Source organism: Streptococcus sp. KHUD_012, from assembly GCF_052588255.1.
The window spans coordinates 1,426,724-1,443,801 of the sequence record NZ_CP159355.1; the positions used below are offsets into that span (position 1 = coordinate 1,426,724).

The following is a 17,078-nucleotide window of genomic DNA, read 5'->3' on the forward strand; positions in this document are numbered from 1 at the left end:
TCGCCAACCAGAACAGACTATACTGACCAGCGACTACCTTAAATTTAATGTTTCAGATTTATTTTCTTATCTCTAATTTCATAAACTACATCTGCTACATTTTCGAGTAATCGTTTATCGTGGGTGATAAACACGATAGTTCCGGTGTACTCCTTCATTAGTATTTCCAAAGCCTCTAAACTTGGTATGTCAAGGAAGTTACTGGGTTCATCCATTATTAGGATGTTATATCTACCCATGAGCATTTTAGCAAGCAACAATTTTATAATTTCTCCACCGCTTAAAACAGATAAACTTTTTCCAATATCGTTCTGTTTGAACCCCATAGATGCTAGCACTGAACGAATTTCTGATATATTGTAGTCACAATCCTTCTGCATAAACTCCATAACATTCTGATTACTGTTGTACTTGTAACCATTCTGTGCAAAGTAACCTATTTTTGCCTTAGGCGAAATAGAAATTCCTTCTTCATGGTTTAAGATCATTTGGATTAAAGTTGTTTTTCCGATTCCATTACCACCAGTTAACGCCACTTTTGCTCCTAACGGAATTTGAAAAGATGCATTTTCAAACAGAGCCTTATCCCCAAATACTTTATTAATTTCTGCACCGACTATAGGGTATGGATTATGGAGCTCCAATGCTTTACTTTGCCTGAAACGAATTCTGCGAATGCCTTCCGGAGCTTCTACTTTTCCTAAGGCCGCAATCCTGTGCTCTAGGGTTTTAGCAGCATTATACATCTTTTTTTCCTTACTTCCTATTGATTTTTGATGAGCTAAACGCCCTCCGTCTTCAGTACTTTTTTTCTTTGAAGAACCTTTTGCCTTCTGTTCTATTTTACGAGCCTGTTTTCGCTTTTCCTCCGCAGCCCTTTCCAATCGGGCACGTTCCGCAATAAATTGTTCGTATTCTGCAGCTTGGCTCTTACGTTCTTCCTCTTTCTGACGAAGATAATCAGAATAGTTTCCCCAATACTCAGTGATTTTGCCATCTTTCAGTTCCCATATTTTATCTACTATTTCATCAAGAAAATAGCGGTCATGGCTAATAACTAACAGTGCACCTGTAAAATATTTTAGCTGTCCTATTAGAAAATCAATTCCTTCACGGTCTAAATGGCTCGTAGGTTCATCCGCTAAAATACCATGAACCTGTGCCGATAAGGCCTGTGCTATTTTAAGCCTTGTTTCTTCACCACCGCTCATAGTCTGTATATTTAATTGCTCAACACCTAGCTTGCCTACAAGTGCAAAATCTTTTTCCTCCTGCAGAGTTACTTCGTCCAACTGGGGAATATAGGCAAGTTCACCCAGACGATTCATTTTACATCCTGGGGGAGTTAATTCTCCTAAAAGTACCCTGAGTAAAGTGCTTTTTCCAGCACCATTTGCTCCTACTAAACCAATACGGTCATAATCATATACTTCTAATTCATTTATATCTAAAACATCGCGTCCTTTGAATTCCACACGAATGTCTTTTGCTTTTAATATTAATTCCATAACATTTCCTCCTGTCTATAATCGCATGCTTTCATTTGCTTGTATGCAGGGAAAACCCTGCGATTTTAGCAGGAAGAGTTACATGAAAATAAGATACATAAATATTCCTCCAATATTGTTTATTTTAAATCTAATTTTCTAACCTCAGTTATCATTTGGCAAACTATAGCAATGCCAATAATTAAAATACCTGATAGTAAAAACCAATGATTTACACCGATTTTATCAGCAAAGAATCCAGAAAGAATTAACCCAATTGGCATAGCAAGTGACATGATACTTCCGATCAAAGAAAATACACGTCCTAAATATTCAGGCTTAATTTTCTCCTGAAAAAGAGCTGTTTGCACACCGCTATAAAATGGCACCGAAAGCCCCATTATTGCACAGCAAACTACGAATATTACAAATCCATTTGGAGGAAGTATTCCCGAAACGGCTAAACTGGTCCCCATTATAAAAAATGAACTTGTTATTAGTAATACATGCTTTTCGAAGCCCCCTAATCTTCCTAATAATAAGCCTCCTGCTAGCATCCCAAATGCAAAGGAAATTTCCGTAATAGAAATATGCACAGGCGTTCCATTAAAGTGTTCCATGCTTATTAAAGGAAATAGTGCATTGATTGGCATATAAACAAAAGTATATAGTGTTCCTAAGAGTAATAAGGCAAACAATCCTTTGTTTTGTCTCAGAACCACAACTCCTTCTTTCATCTCCCTTATGAAATTTGGTTCTAAACTTTGCACTTGATTACCCAGCTTAGGTATACGTACAATTGCTACCGTAATAGATGCAATCACAGCACCCAATACGTCGATGGCAATAATAGCATTTAAATCCCAAACGGAGTATAAGAGTGCTGCAACTGCCGGACTAACAATATAGCTTATAGACTGCAAAGACTGACTATAGCCTGCGCATTTCGTTAGCTGTTCTTCTGGTACTAAAAGTGGTGTAACCGCATTGAGTGCTGGGGTATGAAAAGCTGTTCCAATGCTACGGATAAACAATACTATCATAATCATCCAGACAGGTAGCTCCATACAGAATGCAACAATAGCAAGCACTGCACCAGCTGCTGCGATAATTAAATCGGCACCAATCATTATCTTCTTCCTATCATGACGATCCACTAGCACACCAATGGCAGGTCCCAAAATCGCATAGGGTAAAAAACCTACTAATGAAGCCATAGACAAGACCATCGCAGATCCTGTTTTTTCTGTAAGGTAAAAAATAATCGCCATTTGCAGGATGGCACTAGTGATTAATGATACTGCTTGCCCTGCCCATATTGCATAAAATTTTCGTTTCCAATTGTTGTATTTTTCCATTTATATTATCTCCTGCATATTATTTTGCTTGAATTTCTATTTTGAATAGCATTCTAGGCAATAAAAAATGCAGGCCAAACCCCACAATGTGGCTTTTGGTCTGCATACATACAATTTGGAAACATTCATATTAAAGACATAGTTAAATAAAGGTATAGTTAAATAACCAATATCCTCACCGTAACTAATGAATGCTCAATATCGTATAAATAAGCACAACAAAAAAGCCTATCATCGGGTATAGATTCTGCTTTTTTTATTGCCAGCTTATCTTAAACGCATTGAGGCTGTCATAGTTTCGGTTCCTCCTACATCTTTGTTTATATCAATTTATAGTATAACACAACAAGATGATATGTTCAATATAAAAGTTATGGAATGAGACTCATACTTCCAATTCGATGCCAGATTTAAAGGATATGACGAAGTTTTCTTCATAGACTGTAACGCTCTGGATTATCTTCCTTAGTAGCAAGCGATTAGCTTTCACAAAATCTTCTGTTTGTAGTTTTAAAAATTCATCAGGATTTTCTAACTCAACCTCAAAATATTTCATTTTACATTCCCTCATTTCATTTATTGATAAATTGAGTTTGCAAAAAAGAGTGGACAATTTTTGTCTACTCTTAACCTTTAAAATAGTTTTTTTTAATCGATTTGAAGTTGCCTAAATTATTACTTATTCGGTAAAATGAAGTATTGCTTTCAACAGATTTCCTTCAACTACACTTCACTTGATTCAAACAAGGTGGGTACATTTCTATTCCCACAAACTCCTTGTCAATGGAAACAAACACGTACCCACAGGGTAAATGGAAATAGAAACTGATAATTTCTAGCTATCACTTCTACTCATTCCAAAAATTTTCTCACTCTGATACTTACCCACCATAAAGCAAAAAGCCTTGCAATCAAGGCTTTCATTATCCCTTTCGTTCAAAGGTTTCTAAGCTTTTACGAGCAGAGCGACACACTCAGCGGTTCGCTATCTCCGTTCTGTCTGCGTGCTAGCACTTGTCAATCACGGACAGCTATCGCATGGGCGGAAGTAAATGCTAATCTTCGTCGTTTTACTCCTTGACTAGCAAACTTACCGCCTCAACATGTGGTGCTAGTATACTTCTATATTATAGAACGAAAGTGACTGACTTGTTGTTTAAAATTATACTATAGAATGAAATTATTTTATAGTTACCATTTTTTAACTTTATAGTTTAGAATTATCATTTAATAAATTTACTTGCTAGCTTGTAAACTTTTTGAATCTCTTTACTATTAATATCCCAACCATCAAGTTCTTCTTTAATCAACTCTTTTATTATTCAGCTTTTTTCTCAATCAAATACCAACTAGGAATGATTTGCTTCATATCATCATACCATTCTAAAATTTCCTTAGCTTGATTTTGCATTACTGCTATTTCTTCGATTCCGTAAGGAACAGACCATGGCAGAGCACCAACTATGTTATTTAGAATATAGATAGCAAGAAGTTTCCAAAATAAATCTGGAACCTTACCATCAAAATATCCATCTATCATACCAGACGCAAAAGAGGGAGAGACTTGAGCAGACCATACAATACGATTGAATTCCTCACAAGGATCTCCAAGATCAAATCTATCAAAGTCAATGACATAAATTTTACGATCTTCACCAATCATGAAATTCCCGATATGATAATCTCCATGTTGGAAAACATGAGGTCTATCTTTCAACAATTCTCGATTTGCATTTAAAAAATCAATAAAGATCTGACCATTTTCGTATTGAACGGGGCATTCTTTGTATTTTTTGATTTTGTCATCAATTTTACGATTAAAAAAGGATTCCCAATCTTCACGAACTTCTGTAACAGGAAGTGAATGAATTTTTCGAAGTATACTTCCTGCTTCTACTCCGTAAGTGTATTGTTGTTCTTTTGAAACAGTTAAAATGGTTTCTCTTGCATCTTTCCCGTCTATCCATTCGTGTAAAGAATGTACTCCATCATCGCAGAGTTCTATGCTAATTGGTCTACACATTGGAACTCCAAGAGAAGCTACTTTCTCCATCATATCAAATTCAAATTTTTTAGAATCTAACTTCTCCTTATCAGAAACACGCAAGAAATATTTTTGCTGATTTTGATCTGTCACACAATATTTTTTATCATCTGACCAGCCTTTATTTATGGCTATCTTACTAATAAAATTCATCAATAACTCCTCGATTAACTTTACAACATTACTATATTCTTAACTAATGAAAAGTAATTCGTAGTCCGTCCATTCTTTTACACTTCCTAAAGATATATAAATTTTGACCACGTTCTGAAATTATAATTTCTTCTTAAAGTGAATAATTCTATTTGCCTCCTGGAATCCAATATTGAGATGAAATCTTATAGAATCCGTATTCGTTAAAGTACAATCACTTGCAAATTCCTTACATCCTTTATTTTTCGCCCATTCCTCACATTTTGTACAGAGATTTTTAGCAATATCCTTTAAACGATATTCCTCGTCGACAATAATCCCTTCTAAGAATCCAACAGGACTATATTTACAACCTTCAACATAATCAAATCTGAGTGAACATAGTGCTAGACCTACAATTGTGTCACCTTCAACTTCAGTAAAGATTGCAGTATTTTTGCCATTCGTATATTTTTTTACTTCATCAATAGCTTCTTTATCGGTCAATTGGGGCCATAATTGTTTCATTAGTTTAGCCGTTTTTATAGAATCTTTTGTTATTCCATCCATACTGATGTTCCTCCGCAAATTACAAGCAAATGTTACGAATCATGCTGTCACTTTGTTACTCATTGATTGATACCAATACCATCCCCTTCTACTTTTCGACTGTCTCAGATTGGAAGAGTAGTGGTACGACCTCAACATGAAACGAGTGAACACTAATTATGCTAGATAGTCTTGTCTGTTCTATAAACTTTTTAACGATAGCATAAGGTTATCGTTAAATGGTATAACCTAGATAAACTGAGATTTCATAATTTCTTTTTCTTTGGTTTTGGTGCAGGTAACTCATCATACATTGAATTAAATAAGCCGGTTAAATATTCTTTGTTGTCAACATCATCTACCAATAGCATTTCCTTTGCACCTTCATACGGCAATTCGTATTCTACATTCGGCATATACGCTATTGCAGTTTTGACAGGCTTCACTAAAAATCTATCATCATAAATCCCACCCATGATTTTCCCTTGATAATAAATTATATATTCACCCATCATTGCTCTATATGATATTTCTTCCAACTCAGACAATTGTTCTAAAATGAAATCTAAATATTCTTTACTTGAAGCCATTTTTGCTATCTCACTTAATTACTAAAATTTCAATAGTCCATTTTCATCAAATTGAAAATTGGGTCCCCAAGAAACTTCCCAATAATATCCATCTAAATCCGAAAAATATGCTTGATATCTACCCCAGAAAAGTCCCTGTGGCTCTTTTACAATTTTTCCACCTGATTTTACTAATTCTATTACTAGCCAATATAGTATAAATTAAATAAGCAATAAAATGATAATAAAAATAACATAGCAGCCAGTCTTACAACTTACTACTTTTCATATGATAATTTACAAATGTCTTTCCAGCCACTCGATCTTTTTAAAATCCTTATTGTTATTGTGATCATTTCGATAGGAGTCTTGAGAAGAAGCTTTGTAAATACTTAGATACTGCTCCAGACTTGGAAGACGAAAAGTGATGCCTTCAATGTGAATAAGCTCTATATCCGATTCCGAGACTCCTGCAAAATCAGGTAAGGAATCGATACTTCCAAATTCAATACTCACTCGATCCTTTTTGAATTCATGCTCATGAATATCTATTAAGACGTAGCCTAAGTCTTTCATCACTTTCATTATCTTATCCCAGTCATAAATTCTGAGATAATCAGGTGCTTCCCAACCTCTAGGGTCACCAGGCACATGAATGTCAATGTCAGACGGCTCCCAATTTTCTTTCGTTCTAAACTCCAATCCCAAAGACCCCATCAGTGTCGGTGTAATTCCGACTCGATTTAAATGGAAACAAATAGTTTTAAATTCTTCAAATAAGAGACTCATGTTTACTCTAAACCTTTCATCTAAATGTTCGTTATTTCTACTTTATTACCTTGAACAAAATCATTTTCATTTTCTAGAGTGTATCCAGTTATTTTAGATACAAAGTCTTTTCCTTCTTTTAAGGACTCAAATGCGACTAGATCTTTATAAGAAGGATTTTGATACAATTCCAACATATACATCTCTAGTCCTTCTGAATTTTGAACGATTATCCACATTTAACAAACAAGCTTACACATTCAGCGGTTCGGACTTGCTTTATCATTTCGTCGGTTTCCCCCTCATTCTACGAGTCCTATCGCATGGGCAGAGCATCTGCTTCTACTTCTCTGAGGTCTCAGCTCGTACAAGTAGTGATACCGCCTCAACATGATGCGTTTGTGGGACTCAAAAGGTTTGGGTGAACCTTTTGAGGATTAGCTGCGTTTTACCAACAAACTTACACACTCAGCAGTTCGCTGTTACCGTATCATTTCGTCGGTTTCTCTCCTCATTCTACGAGTCCTATACCCCAGGGCACCTTCTCGACCTTCGGTCTCACCTTGTCCCATGGGCAGATCATCTACTTCTACTTCGCTACTATCTAGCTCATACAAGTAGTCATACCGCCTCAACATGGTGCGTTTGCGGGACTCAAAAGGTTCAGTGAACCTTTTGAGGATTAACTGCGTTTTACCAACAAACTTACACACTCGACGTGATACGTTTGTGGACTCAAAAGGTTCAGTGAACCTTTTGAGGATTAATTGCGTTTCACTAACAAACTCACACACTCTACATGGTGCGTTTGAGGAAATAAATCCACCGGTTGGACTTTCTTCAATTCATAGCCCAACTCTTGGTAGAGTTTGATATCACGCGCCATGGTGGCAACGTTACAGGAGATATAGGCGATGCGGCTGGCACCTGTTTGGGCACTTGCTTTGATAAAGCTTTCGGTCAAGCCCTTGCGTGGTGGGTCGACTAGGATAACGGTTGGCTGGATGCCTTTTTTGAGCCAATTCTTCATAGCATTTTCAGCTGTGTCACAGACATAGTGGGCATTGGTGATGCCATTTAGACTAGCATTCTTCTGGCTATTCTCCACGGCTTCGGGGATGACCTCCACTCCATAGACTTCCTTGACATGCTTGGCAACTGATAAGCCAATGGTCCCAATTCCGGAGTAGGCGTCAATCACGATATCCTCTGCTCTCAACTCCGCAAAGTCAATAGCTGTCTGATAGAGCTTCTCTGCCATTTCGGTATTGACCTGGTAAAAGGCTGGACCAGATATTTGGAAGCTATTGCCCAACATTTGATCGGTAATATAGTCTTGACCATAAAGCGTACGCCATTCTTTTCCAAAAATGGCATTGGTATTCTGGTCATTGATATTTTGCATAACGGATTTGATGGCTGGAAATTGCTTGATCAACTGCTCGATCAACTGGTCCACACGGAACACTTTAGGACGAGTGGTGACCAAAATGACCATGATTTCTCCTGAATGGTGACCTCGGCGGACCACAAGATTGCGAATCAAGCCTGATTGTTCCTTTTCATCATAAGGCTTGAGGTCAAACCGACGAATTAAATCTCGAAGAGCCAAGACCACTTGGTCAATGACTGGATTTTGGATATAAAAGTCTTCAATCGGCATCAAATCATGAGAGTTCTTGCGAAAGAAGCCTGTCTCTACCTGACCATTGACACGACGGACAGGGACCTGAGCCTTGTTGCGGTATTGGACAGGATGGTCCATTCCCAAGGTCAGGGGCACTTCGATATCAGAAATTCCTGCCATCTTGTAGAGACTATCCTTGACCTGCTTGGCCTTGAATTTCAGCTGCTCCGGATAAGCTAGGTGACCCAAGTCAGCAATGCCGCTTCGCAAGTAAGCCAGGTCTAGTTCTTCATTGCGGTGAGGGGATTTTTCCAAGTACTCCTCTACTTTTCCGTAACCGATTTTCTTATTGACCTTGAGCACGCGCATGCGGATGACTTCTCCTGGCAGGGCATTCTCCACAAAAAAGACCAGGCCATCGACCTTAGCTACTCCGGCTCCTTCGTGGGTCAAATCGACAATCTCAACCGTTACAATTTCATTTTTCTTTAACATCGTTTTCTATCTTTCTACAAATTAAAAGGGGTGGAGTCCAAAACTCCTATCCCCTTATTATATCATCTCAGTCCCATTTGGTACAATTTCTTTTTATAAGCATCGAAATCGACCAACAGGCCTTGGCCACCATACATATCGTAGGCATCGACCCAATCTCCATTTTCTGGGATGGTCACTCGTTCAATTCCTTTTCCAGCACTTCCGACTAGTCCAAGTCCATTGGTCAATAGGAAGGAGAAAGGAACATTGGTAGACGTCATGGCAAAGACTTTCCCAAGGGCTTCAGATCCCGTAAAGAGTTTGGTTGGATCCTTGATCTGATGCATGATAGCGGACATGACCTCTTGTTGGCGACGGGTCCGACCAAAGTCTCCTTCATCATCCTTACGGAAACGCGAGTAATTGAGAAGGGTCCGGCCATCCATCCGTTGTTTTCCAACCTTGATGGTTTGCTGCGGAACGACACCGTCTTTCATGTTCAAATCATCTGGCACTTCTACTTCACTGACTTTTTCGCCATCAACCGTTGAAAATTGCGCATTCATCTCGACCCCATTTGGGAAGAGGGTATCGATTGCTGTCGCAAAGGTCTTAAAATCGACCATGGCGTAATATTGGATGTCAATGTCAAAGTTATCTTTGAGCATCTGACGCACCAATTCAGCCCCTTGATTGTTATTTTGCTCCCCGATGGTGAAGGCCGTATTGAGCTTCTGGTCGTAGTAGCCATCATATTCAGGAATATTTTGCTGGCTGACACCATCGATATGGACCAATGTATCCCGCATGAAGCTGACCATCTTGATCTTACCTTCTTTGTTATTGACATTGACCACCATGATGGAGTCTGTCCGGGTCTCGTCCGATTTCTCACCGATCCGACCATCTGTCCCCAAGATCAGGATATTGACCCCATCTCGCGACTTCTTGCCGTTAAATTTCTCAACGACAGCCGGTTTGGCATCTGGACCTGTCGGCTTGCTGTTGAGGCCTTTTACAAACATGAAGACCATGCCGCCGATAATGAGCAAGAAAAAGAGAGCAAGCCACTTGAGAATCCGTTTGACGCGGATCTTTTTCCGTGGTTTCTTAGGTATATCGCTCGTCGCAGCAACTGCTTTCTTCTTAGACTTTTTGCTACGTGATTGGTAAACAGGGAGATCCTCAATCGGTTCAGCAATCTCACCTTGCACTTCTTCTGTAGCGTCTACCTCCGGTTGAAGGGCTTCTGTTTCTTCATAAGCTCCTTGGCTCTTCTTGAGCAGGTAATTGTATTCTAATTGTTCTCGTTCATTCAAATAATGAAAATTTGAGTATAAGTACTCTAATCGCTTTCGCTCATGGTGAGATAGAAAGTTGGATTCGTTACTCATCTTTTCTCCATTCCGTTATCTTTTAAGGTATAGACCTGATACTGACCCAAGACTTTTGTCTGAATGCCCAAACTGTCTAATTCTTGATAGGCAAACTGCAGAAGATCAGGCGCTTCATTCAGGAGGTCAATAATGAAAAAGTATTCTCCTAAAGCTGTTTTTAAGGGGCGACTTTCAATCTTGGTTAAATTGATCCCCCGCCAAGCAAAAGTAGACAAGCCCTTATAGAGGGCTCCTGCTAAGTTACTTGGCAAGGTCAAGGCCAAGCTAACTTTTTGAAGGGAGGGATTCAATGTTTCTGAGATCGCTGGCTCTTTGGCTCCTAAAATCCAAAAACGTGTATAATTGTCCTCGATTTCTTGAATATCTTTGGCCTGTACTTCCAAGCCATACTCACTGGCTGCTGCCAGAGGGGCAATCGCTGCAATTTCCAAGTCTGGATGCTCTGCTACATAGCGGGCCGCATAGGCTGTTGAAGCCGTCATTTCCATGGCCACATCCGGATAATAGGCCCTTAGAAAAGCCTTCCCTTGGGCCAAGGCCTGTGGATGCGAATAGACCGTTCGAATAGGCCGATCTTTTTTAGCCACCAAGAGCTGTTGCTTGATGGGATAGACCACTTCTGCAACGGCCTGGATGGTCCCTTGGTGAAAGAGGTAATCAAGGGTCTCATGGACACTGCCTTCAATCGAGTTTTCAACTGGGACGACTGCAAAATCGATCTCTTGATTCTCATAAGCCTTGATGACATCTGTGATCGTCCGATAGGCGATGCGTTCAGAAGTTGGAAAGCTATGAGTGGCCACATCATGGGTAAAAGATCCCTTAGGACCAAGATAGCCTACAAGCATCGAATGATCTCCGCAATTTCTTCAGGTGTTTTGTCCTCGACATCCACAATATGGGTAGCAATATCCTCATACAAGGGCAAACGACCATCAAAAATCTTCTTGAATTCTTCTTTTGTGTTGTTTAAAAAGAGGGGACGTTGCATGGCTTTGTCATTTTGAATCCGTCTGTACAAGGTTTCAAAATCTACCCGCAGATAAATGTTGTGCGGATTTTTTTCCAAGAGCGCACGGTTATGAGGATTGACCACAATCCCGCCTCCAGGAGAAATAATAGCCGCTTCATTTTCCAATAAACGCTCCAGCATTTCAGCCTCGCGACGACGAAAGGCTGCTTCTCCTTCCACTGCGAAATAGTCATTGATCGACATACCGATCTCTTCAACAATTAATTCATCCATATCATGGAATTTTGGATCAAGAATGCGACCAACGGTCGTTTTACCTGTTCCCATAAAACCAAGTAAAATTTTAGCCATGCAGTAAGGTCTCCAAATCTTCAAAAAAACTAGGGTAACTGGTGTTAATGGCCTCTGCCCGATCCAGCATCACATTTCCTTCACTCACTAATAAGGCAGCAATGGCAGCCATCATCCCAATTCGGTGATCTCCAAAGGTCTCTAAGTCTGCTCCATGTAGGGGAGTCGGTCCCGTGATGATCATTCCGTCTTCCGTTGGCACGACATTGGCTCCCATAGCATTGAGGCTATCTGCTACGACCTGGATGCGGTCCGTTTCTTTCACACGAAGCTCTTCAGCATCCGCAATCACGGTCTGACCATTTGCTTGTGTCGCTAGTAAAGCAATAATCGGCAATTCATCAATCAAGCGTGGAATCAACTCCCCATCAATCCGAATCCCTTTTAAGGACGAAGTCTTAACAGTGAGACTTGCAGAGACCGCTTTTTCATCGCGATCCTCAATGGTGAGATCTCCCCCCATTTCTTGAATCACTTCGAGAATCCCTGTCCGCGTTTGGTTGATGCCAACATTTTCAATCTTGATCACACTCTCTGGCAGAATGAGGCCAGCCACTAACCAAAAGGCTGCACTGGAAATATCTCCAGGAACGATGACTTCTTGACCTTGGAACTCTTGTCCGCCCTGGATGCGGATGATTTTTCCGTCTACCTGGATCTCTCCGCCAAATTGGCGAATCATATCCTCTGTATGGTCACGCGTCTTTTCCTTCTCGATAATCGTTGATTCACCCTCAGCCTGTAAAGCCGCAAAAATGAGAGCAGACTTGACTTGAGCCGATGCCACTGGCAAACGGTAATGAATCGGTTTGAGCTGATGGGTCCCTTTTTCATGTAAAGGTGGGCAATCGCGATCTCCCTGACCAGCAATCTCAACTCCCATCTGACGCAGTGGGATCGCCACACGATCCATGGGCCGTTTGGAAAGGCTGTCGTCTCCGACCATGGTCACTGCAAAATCCTGACCTGCTAGGACACCTGAGATCAAACGAATAGACGTTCCTGAATTGCCCATATCAAGGGGAGATGTCGGGGCTTGAAGACCTTGAAAGCCTACTCCTTGAATCCGAATCACATCCCCGTCATCTTGGATGGAGACTCCTAAATCTCGAAACACCTGGATGGTAGAAAGCACATCTTCGCCTCGCAAGATATCATAGACCTTGGTTTCGCCCTTTGCAAGACTTCCAAAAATAATCGATCGGTGACTGATGGATTTGTCACCAGGGACACGAATGGTTCCCTTTAGACCCTTGCTATTGGTTCTTAATTTCATTGCCATCTCCAGAGTGCTTTTCCACATATTCTATCATAAATAGGACATGAATTCAATTTTTGATCAAAAATTTGGAACAAAAAACGAATGTTTCCAAGCATTTTTTGAGCTTGTTTTCCTCTAGTAGCGAACGAAAATACCAGAGTCGAAATGACAACTCTGGTAGAAATTTCTATTTGTATAAATCTTGAATCGGCTCAAAGATGATCTTTTCAAGATCTGCAAGATAAATAGACAATTGCTGTTGTTTGGTGAAAAATTCATTCACAATCGGACTTGCTTGGATTTTTTCCATATAGTCCTTCATTTCTTGTTGCACAGCTTCTGTTGGAAGTTGACCGGATTGCATCAAGCCTTGCAATTGATTTTGGAAAGCGACGTATTCGTCAAACAGTGTTTTCGCTTCTGGATTTGCTTCAATCGCTTGCTTGCTTTCTACGACAGCCTTATATTCAGGAAGGTCTCGCAGGGTCCGAGAGAGTTCATTTGCTACATCATAAATATTTGCCATTTTCTGGGCTCCTTTACTGATAAGATACTTCTATTATACTGCTTTTCCTTCAATATTCCTAAAATGAAGCAGGCCTTTTGATGCAAATCCTTCTGTAGACCTAGCGAGCAAGAACGGTATAAGACGTCGCCTGGCTGATCAATGTTTGAGCCCGCTCTTGATCCTCTAAATTTTTAAAGGTCAGCTGCAAAATCCCGTGGATATCTTCACGATTTTCTTCATTGATGTGAATATTGACCAAGGAAATCCCTTGTAAGAGTTGTAAGATTTCGAGGATCACACCTTCTTTATCTGGAACATCGATAAAGAGATCATAGGCACTATCGCGTCCAGCACGCTGATGGATTTGCATTTCTTTTCGGTGCTTTCGACCTTCTTGGAAAAAGGACCAAATGGCCTCTTCGTTATCTGCTTGAATGGTCTCGGCCACTTGATCCAAACGCTCTTTGAAATCTGCAATCCGCTCTAATATAGCTTGAGGGTTGGACAAGAGAATAGAAGTCCACATGTCTGGCTCACTTTCCGCAATCCGTGTCATATCCCGAAAGCCACCAGCCGCAAAACGGCGGGTCATTTCATGCTCTTCCCCATAAGCTACGGCCTGCTCGACCAGAGTCGAAGCTAAAATATGAGGAAAATGGCTGATCTGGGAAGTCACCCGATCGTGTTCCGCGGCATCGATTTCAATAAAGCGGGATCCCAATCCACTCAAGAGCTCTTTCAACTCTTCCATGGCAGCCCCTGTGGTCAAGCTGGAAGGGGTAAAAATATAATAAGCGTTCTCAAATAAGGTGGCATCTGCTGCTGCGGCACCTGTCTTATGACTACCAGCCATGGGATGCCCCCCCACAAAGCGTACGGCCTTATCTGTAAATACTTTTTCAGCTTGTGTGACAATTTCTGCCTTGGTAGATCCTGCATCTGTCACCAGTACCCGGTCTTTCAAATTCAGGCCAGCTAAGGTTTCTAAGTAAGATTTGGTTTGCTTAATCGGAAGCGCCAAAATAATAATATCCGCTAAAGGAGCAAAGGCTGCGAAATCATCCGTCACTTGATCCACCATTCCTCTTTCAAGGGCGATAGTTCGAGAGGCTTCACTCCGATTGTAGCCAAGAATGGTCACATTTGGGTGGGCCCTCTTAATGCCTAGCGCGAGTGAAGCACCAATCAAGCCCAAGCCTGCAATATAAACAACTTTCTTTTCCAAAGGAAAACTCTTTCTCTTAAAAATTCTTCGTAAAGTCCCGGTGCTTAGCAACGGCTTCTTTCAATTCTTCCAAGTTATCGGATGAGAATTTTTCAAGCACTTCTGTAGCAAGGACTGTTGCGACCACTGCTTCCATTACCACTCCTGCAGCGGGTAGAGCCGTTGGGTCGCTACGCTCAACCGTTGCCTTATAAGGCTCATGGGTTTCAATATCCACACTCATCAAGGGTTTGTAGAGGGTCGGAATAGGTTTCATGACACCACGAACCAGAATGGGCTCACCATTGGTCATGCCCCCTTCAAAACCACCAAGATTATTGGTGCGACGGGTATAGCCAGTGTCCTGAGACCAGATGATTTCATCCATGACTTGACTACCTTTTAGGCGACCTGCGTCAAAACCAAGACCAAACTCAACACCCTTAAAGGCATTGATAGAGACCACTCCTTGAGCGATTTTGGCATCCAATTTCTTGTCCCATTGCACATAGGATCCTAGTCCAACAGGCACACCACCAACCAAGGTTTCCACAATTCCCCCGATGGTATCGCCATCTTTTTTCACTTGGTCAATGTAGGCCTTAACGGCTTCTTCTTGTTCTGGCACAACAATCGAGACTTCCGACTTCGCTGCCTTTTCCTTGATTTCTGAAACGGTTAGATTCTCGGGAATTGCAATCTCGATTCCCCCAAAATTAACAATGTGGCTGGCCACTTCAAGGCCGATCTCTTCTAAAATCCGTTTAGCAACTGCACCAACGGCTACACGCATGGTTGTCTCACGGGCAGAAGAACGCTCTAAGGAGTTACGAAGATCGTCAAAACGGTATTTGATTCCTCCGACTAGATCGGCATGACCAGGCCTTGGCTTGGTGATCTTACGCAGATTTTTCTTTTTCTCTTCGACCGGTGCTACATTCATGATCTCCAGCCATTTTTGGTGATCCAGATTGGTCACATTCAGAGTAATCGGACCTCCCATAGTCAAGCCATGACGGACCCCTGATGTGATCTCAACCTGGTCACTCTCGATTTTCATCCGAGCACCACGACCATAGCCACCTTGTCGACGTTTAAGCTCTTTATTAATATCCTCTTCAGATAAAGGAAGGCCTGCCGGAACCCCCTCGATGATGGCTGTTAGTCGAGGCCCATGGGACTCTCCTGCTGTTAAATATCTCATACGACCTTATTCCTTTCTTTCTAAAAAGTCCTTCATTTCTTGAAGAGGGATTTGATGAATCGCTGCTTGCCCCAACTCTGGAACAATTACTAATTTCAAGTTCGTCCCACGCGCTTTTTTGTCATGGGTCAAGGCTTGATAAAGGGCCTCTTTATCCCAGTTCTCATAGGCCACCGGAAGGCCAAATTTAAGACACATTTCTTCGATTTTTTTAGCGATTCCCTTTGGCATCAGGCCCTTTTCTTCTGCAACTCGGGAGAGCTGCACCATGCCCATACTGACAGCTTCTCCATGCATAACCTGCCCATAACCAGCTGTCGCTTCAATGGCATGCCCGATGGTATGACCAAAATTGAGATACAGTCGAATGCCATTGTCCAGCTCATCTGCTACTACATGGTCTCGCTTCACCAGGCAAGAATGAGAAATGATGCTCTCTGCATGCTCTAAAATACTCTGGACAGAACCATCCATGGCTTCCAATTCTTCCCAAAGTTCCGTATCTTGGATGAGACCGTACTTGATGACTTCGCCCATCCCCTCGATCAATTCACGTTGCCCTAACGTGCTCAACACTTCAGGATCAATAAACACACCATCTGGTTGAGCAAAGGTCCCTACCATGTTTTTAGCAAGGGCTGTGTTGACTCCAGTCTTTCCCCCGATAGAAGAATCCACCTGTGCGGTCAAGCTAGTCGGGATCTGAACAAAGGAAATTCCTCGCATATAGGTCGAGGCAGCAAAACCAGCCAAATCACCAACTACGCCACCCCCAAGAGCAACGATTCCATCACTGCGCGTCATGCCCTGGGTAGCTAGAAAGTCATAGACTTTTGAAACAGTGGTTAGATTCTTACTGGCTTCCCCTTGAAGAAACTCAAAGCGCACCACTTGAAAACCAGCTTTCTCAAGGCTCTTCTCTACGATAGAGGCATATAGCTTAGCCACGCGGTTATCGGAAATAATGGCGACTTTTTTATCGCCCCAAAGAGTGCGCAACCAATCTCCAACCTGGTTGAGACCACCTCTTTCAATCACAATATCATAGGAATGTCCTGGAATAGGTACCGATACGTTCATAGGAATCTCCTTCGCGTTTTTCTTTGATTCTATCTTATCATGAAATAGGGCACATGTCTCAATCAAAATGAAAAAGAGACTAGAGCAAG

Annotated in this window: 17 protein-coding genes and 2 pseudogenes; all 19 read right to left on the reverse strand. The window is 41.2% G+C overall.

The features are described 5' to 3' along the window. Positions 1–44 precede the first annotated feature (44 nt). Entirely contained in the window at positions 45–1,508 is a 1,464-nt protein-coding gene (gene msr(D), locus ABVF55_RS06895; RefSeq protein WP_000420313.1) for an ABC-F type ribosomal protection protein Msr(D), read from the reverse strand. Positions 1,509–1,627: 119 nt separating this feature from the next. After that, on the reverse strand, positions 1,628–2,845 hold the full coding sequence (gene mef(A), locus ABVF55_RS06900) for a macrolide efflux MFS transporter Mef(A) (RefSeq protein ID WP_000417519.1): 1,218 nt from the start codon (positions 2,843–2,845) through the stop codon (positions 1,628–1,630). Between the two features lie 385 nt (positions 2,846–3,230). Then, positions 3,231–3,401, reverse strand: a complete 171-nt coding sequence (locus tag ABVF55_RS06905; RefSeq protein ID WP_000873143.1) for a hypothetical protein — start codon at positions 3,399–3,401, stop codon at positions 3,231–3,233. Positions 3,402–4,068: 667 nt separating this feature from the next. Then, a pseudogene (locus tag ABVF55_RS06910) lies at positions 4,069–4,158 on the reverse strand (phosphomethylpyrimidine kinase); the annotation flags it as partial. A gap of 5 nt (positions 4,159–4,163) precedes the next feature. Then, positions 4,164–5,042, reverse strand: a complete 879-nt coding sequence (locus ABVF55_RS06915; protein WP_445285105.1) for an aminoglycoside phosphotransferase family protein — start codon at positions 5,040–5,042, stop codon at positions 4,164–4,166. Positions 5,043–5,162: 120 nt separating this feature from the next. After that, positions 5,163–5,591 carry an aminoglycoside 6'-N-acetyltransferase gene (aac(6'), locus tag ABVF55_RS06920; RefSeq protein WP_013903432.1) on the reverse strand — a complete coding sequence of 143 codons (429 nt, stop codon included), beginning with the start codon at positions 5,589–5,591 and terminating at the stop codon, positions 5,163–5,165. A gap of 245 nt (positions 5,592–5,836) precedes the next feature. Continuing rightward, entirely contained in the window at positions 5,837–6,160 is a 324-nt protein-coding gene (locus ABVF55_RS06925) for a TfoX/Sxy family protein (protein ID WP_070665998.1), read from the reverse strand. Between the two features lie 21 nt (positions 6,161–6,181). Beyond that, positions 6,182–6,343 (reverse strand): annotated as a pseudogene (locus ABVF55_RS06930) (VOC family protein); the annotation flags it as partial. Between the two features lie 93 nt (positions 6,344–6,436). Beyond that, the gene (locus tag ABVF55_RS06935; RefSeq protein WP_070666001.1) at positions 6,437–6,928 is read right to left on the reverse strand and encodes a nucleotidyltransferase; all 492 of its coding nucleotides are present in this window, start codon (positions 6,926–6,928) and stop codon (positions 6,437–6,439) included. Between the two features lie 20 nt (positions 6,929–6,948). Beyond that, on the reverse strand, positions 6,949–7,104 hold the full coding sequence (locus ABVF55_RS06940; protein ID WP_445285106.1) for a hypothetical protein: 156 nt from the start codon (positions 7,102–7,104) through the stop codon (positions 6,949–6,951). Positions 7,105–7,670: 566 nt separating this feature from the next. Continuing rightward, positions 7,671–9,029 carry a 23S rRNA (uracil(1939)-C(5))-methyltransferase RlmD gene (gene rlmD, locus ABVF55_RS06945; RefSeq protein ID WP_445285107.1) on the reverse strand — a complete coding sequence of 453 codons (1,359 nt, stop codon included), beginning with the start codon at positions 9,027–9,029 and terminating at the stop codon, positions 7,671–7,673. A 62-nt stretch (positions 9,030–9,091) separates the two neighbouring features. Next, positions 9,092–10,405 carry an LCP family protein gene (locus ABVF55_RS06950; RefSeq protein WP_272157329.1) on the reverse strand — a complete coding sequence of 438 codons (1,314 nt, stop codon included), beginning with the start codon at positions 10,403–10,405 and terminating at the stop codon, positions 9,092–9,094. After that, positions 10,402–11,256 (reverse strand): prephenate dehydratase, encoded by an 855-nt coding sequence (gene pheA / locus ABVF55_RS06955; RefSeq protein ID WP_445285108.1) that lies wholly within the window; start codon positions 11,254–11,256, stop codon positions 10,402–10,404. Before pheA ends, ABVF55_RS06950 begins: the two co-directional genes overlap by 4 nt. After that, positions 11,247–11,732, reverse strand: a complete 486-nt coding sequence (locus ABVF55_RS06960) for a shikimate kinase (RefSeq protein ID WP_287294315.1) — start codon at positions 11,730–11,732, stop codon at positions 11,247–11,249. The genes pheA and ABVF55_RS06960 overlap by 10 nt, the downstream gene beginning before the upstream one ends. Continuing rightward, positions 11,725–13,008 (reverse strand): 3-phosphoshikimate 1-carboxyvinyltransferase, encoded by a 1,284-nt coding sequence (gene aroA / locus ABVF55_RS06965; RefSeq protein WP_417774815.1) that lies wholly within the window; start codon positions 13,006–13,008, stop codon positions 11,725–11,727. Before aroA ends, ABVF55_RS06960 begins: the two co-directional genes overlap by 8 nt. 172 nt (positions 13,009–13,180) lie before the next feature. After that, on the reverse strand, positions 13,181–13,519 hold the full coding sequence (locus tag ABVF55_RS06970; RefSeq protein ID WP_003014453.1) for a YlbF/YmcA family competence regulator: 339 nt from the start codon (positions 13,517–13,519) through the stop codon (positions 13,181–13,183). Between the two features lie 100 nt (positions 13,520–13,619). Beyond that, positions 13,620–14,726, reverse strand: coding sequence for a prephenate dehydrogenase (locus ABVF55_RS06975; RefSeq protein WP_445285109.1), 1,107 nt, complete (start codon positions 14,724–14,726; stop codon positions 13,620–13,622). Positions 14,727–14,742: 16 nt separating this feature from the next. Next, positions 14,743–15,909, reverse strand: a complete 1,167-nt coding sequence (gene aroC, locus ABVF55_RS06980; protein WP_445285110.1) for a chorismate synthase — start codon at positions 15,907–15,909, stop codon at positions 14,743–14,745. Positions 15,910–15,915: 6 nt separating this feature from the next. Then, a complete protein-coding gene (gene aroB, locus ABVF55_RS06985) occupies positions 15,916–16,989 on the reverse strand; it encodes a 3-dehydroquinate synthase (protein WP_445285111.1) in 1,074 nt (357 codons plus the stop codon). Positions 16,990–17,078 lie beyond the last annotated feature (89 nt).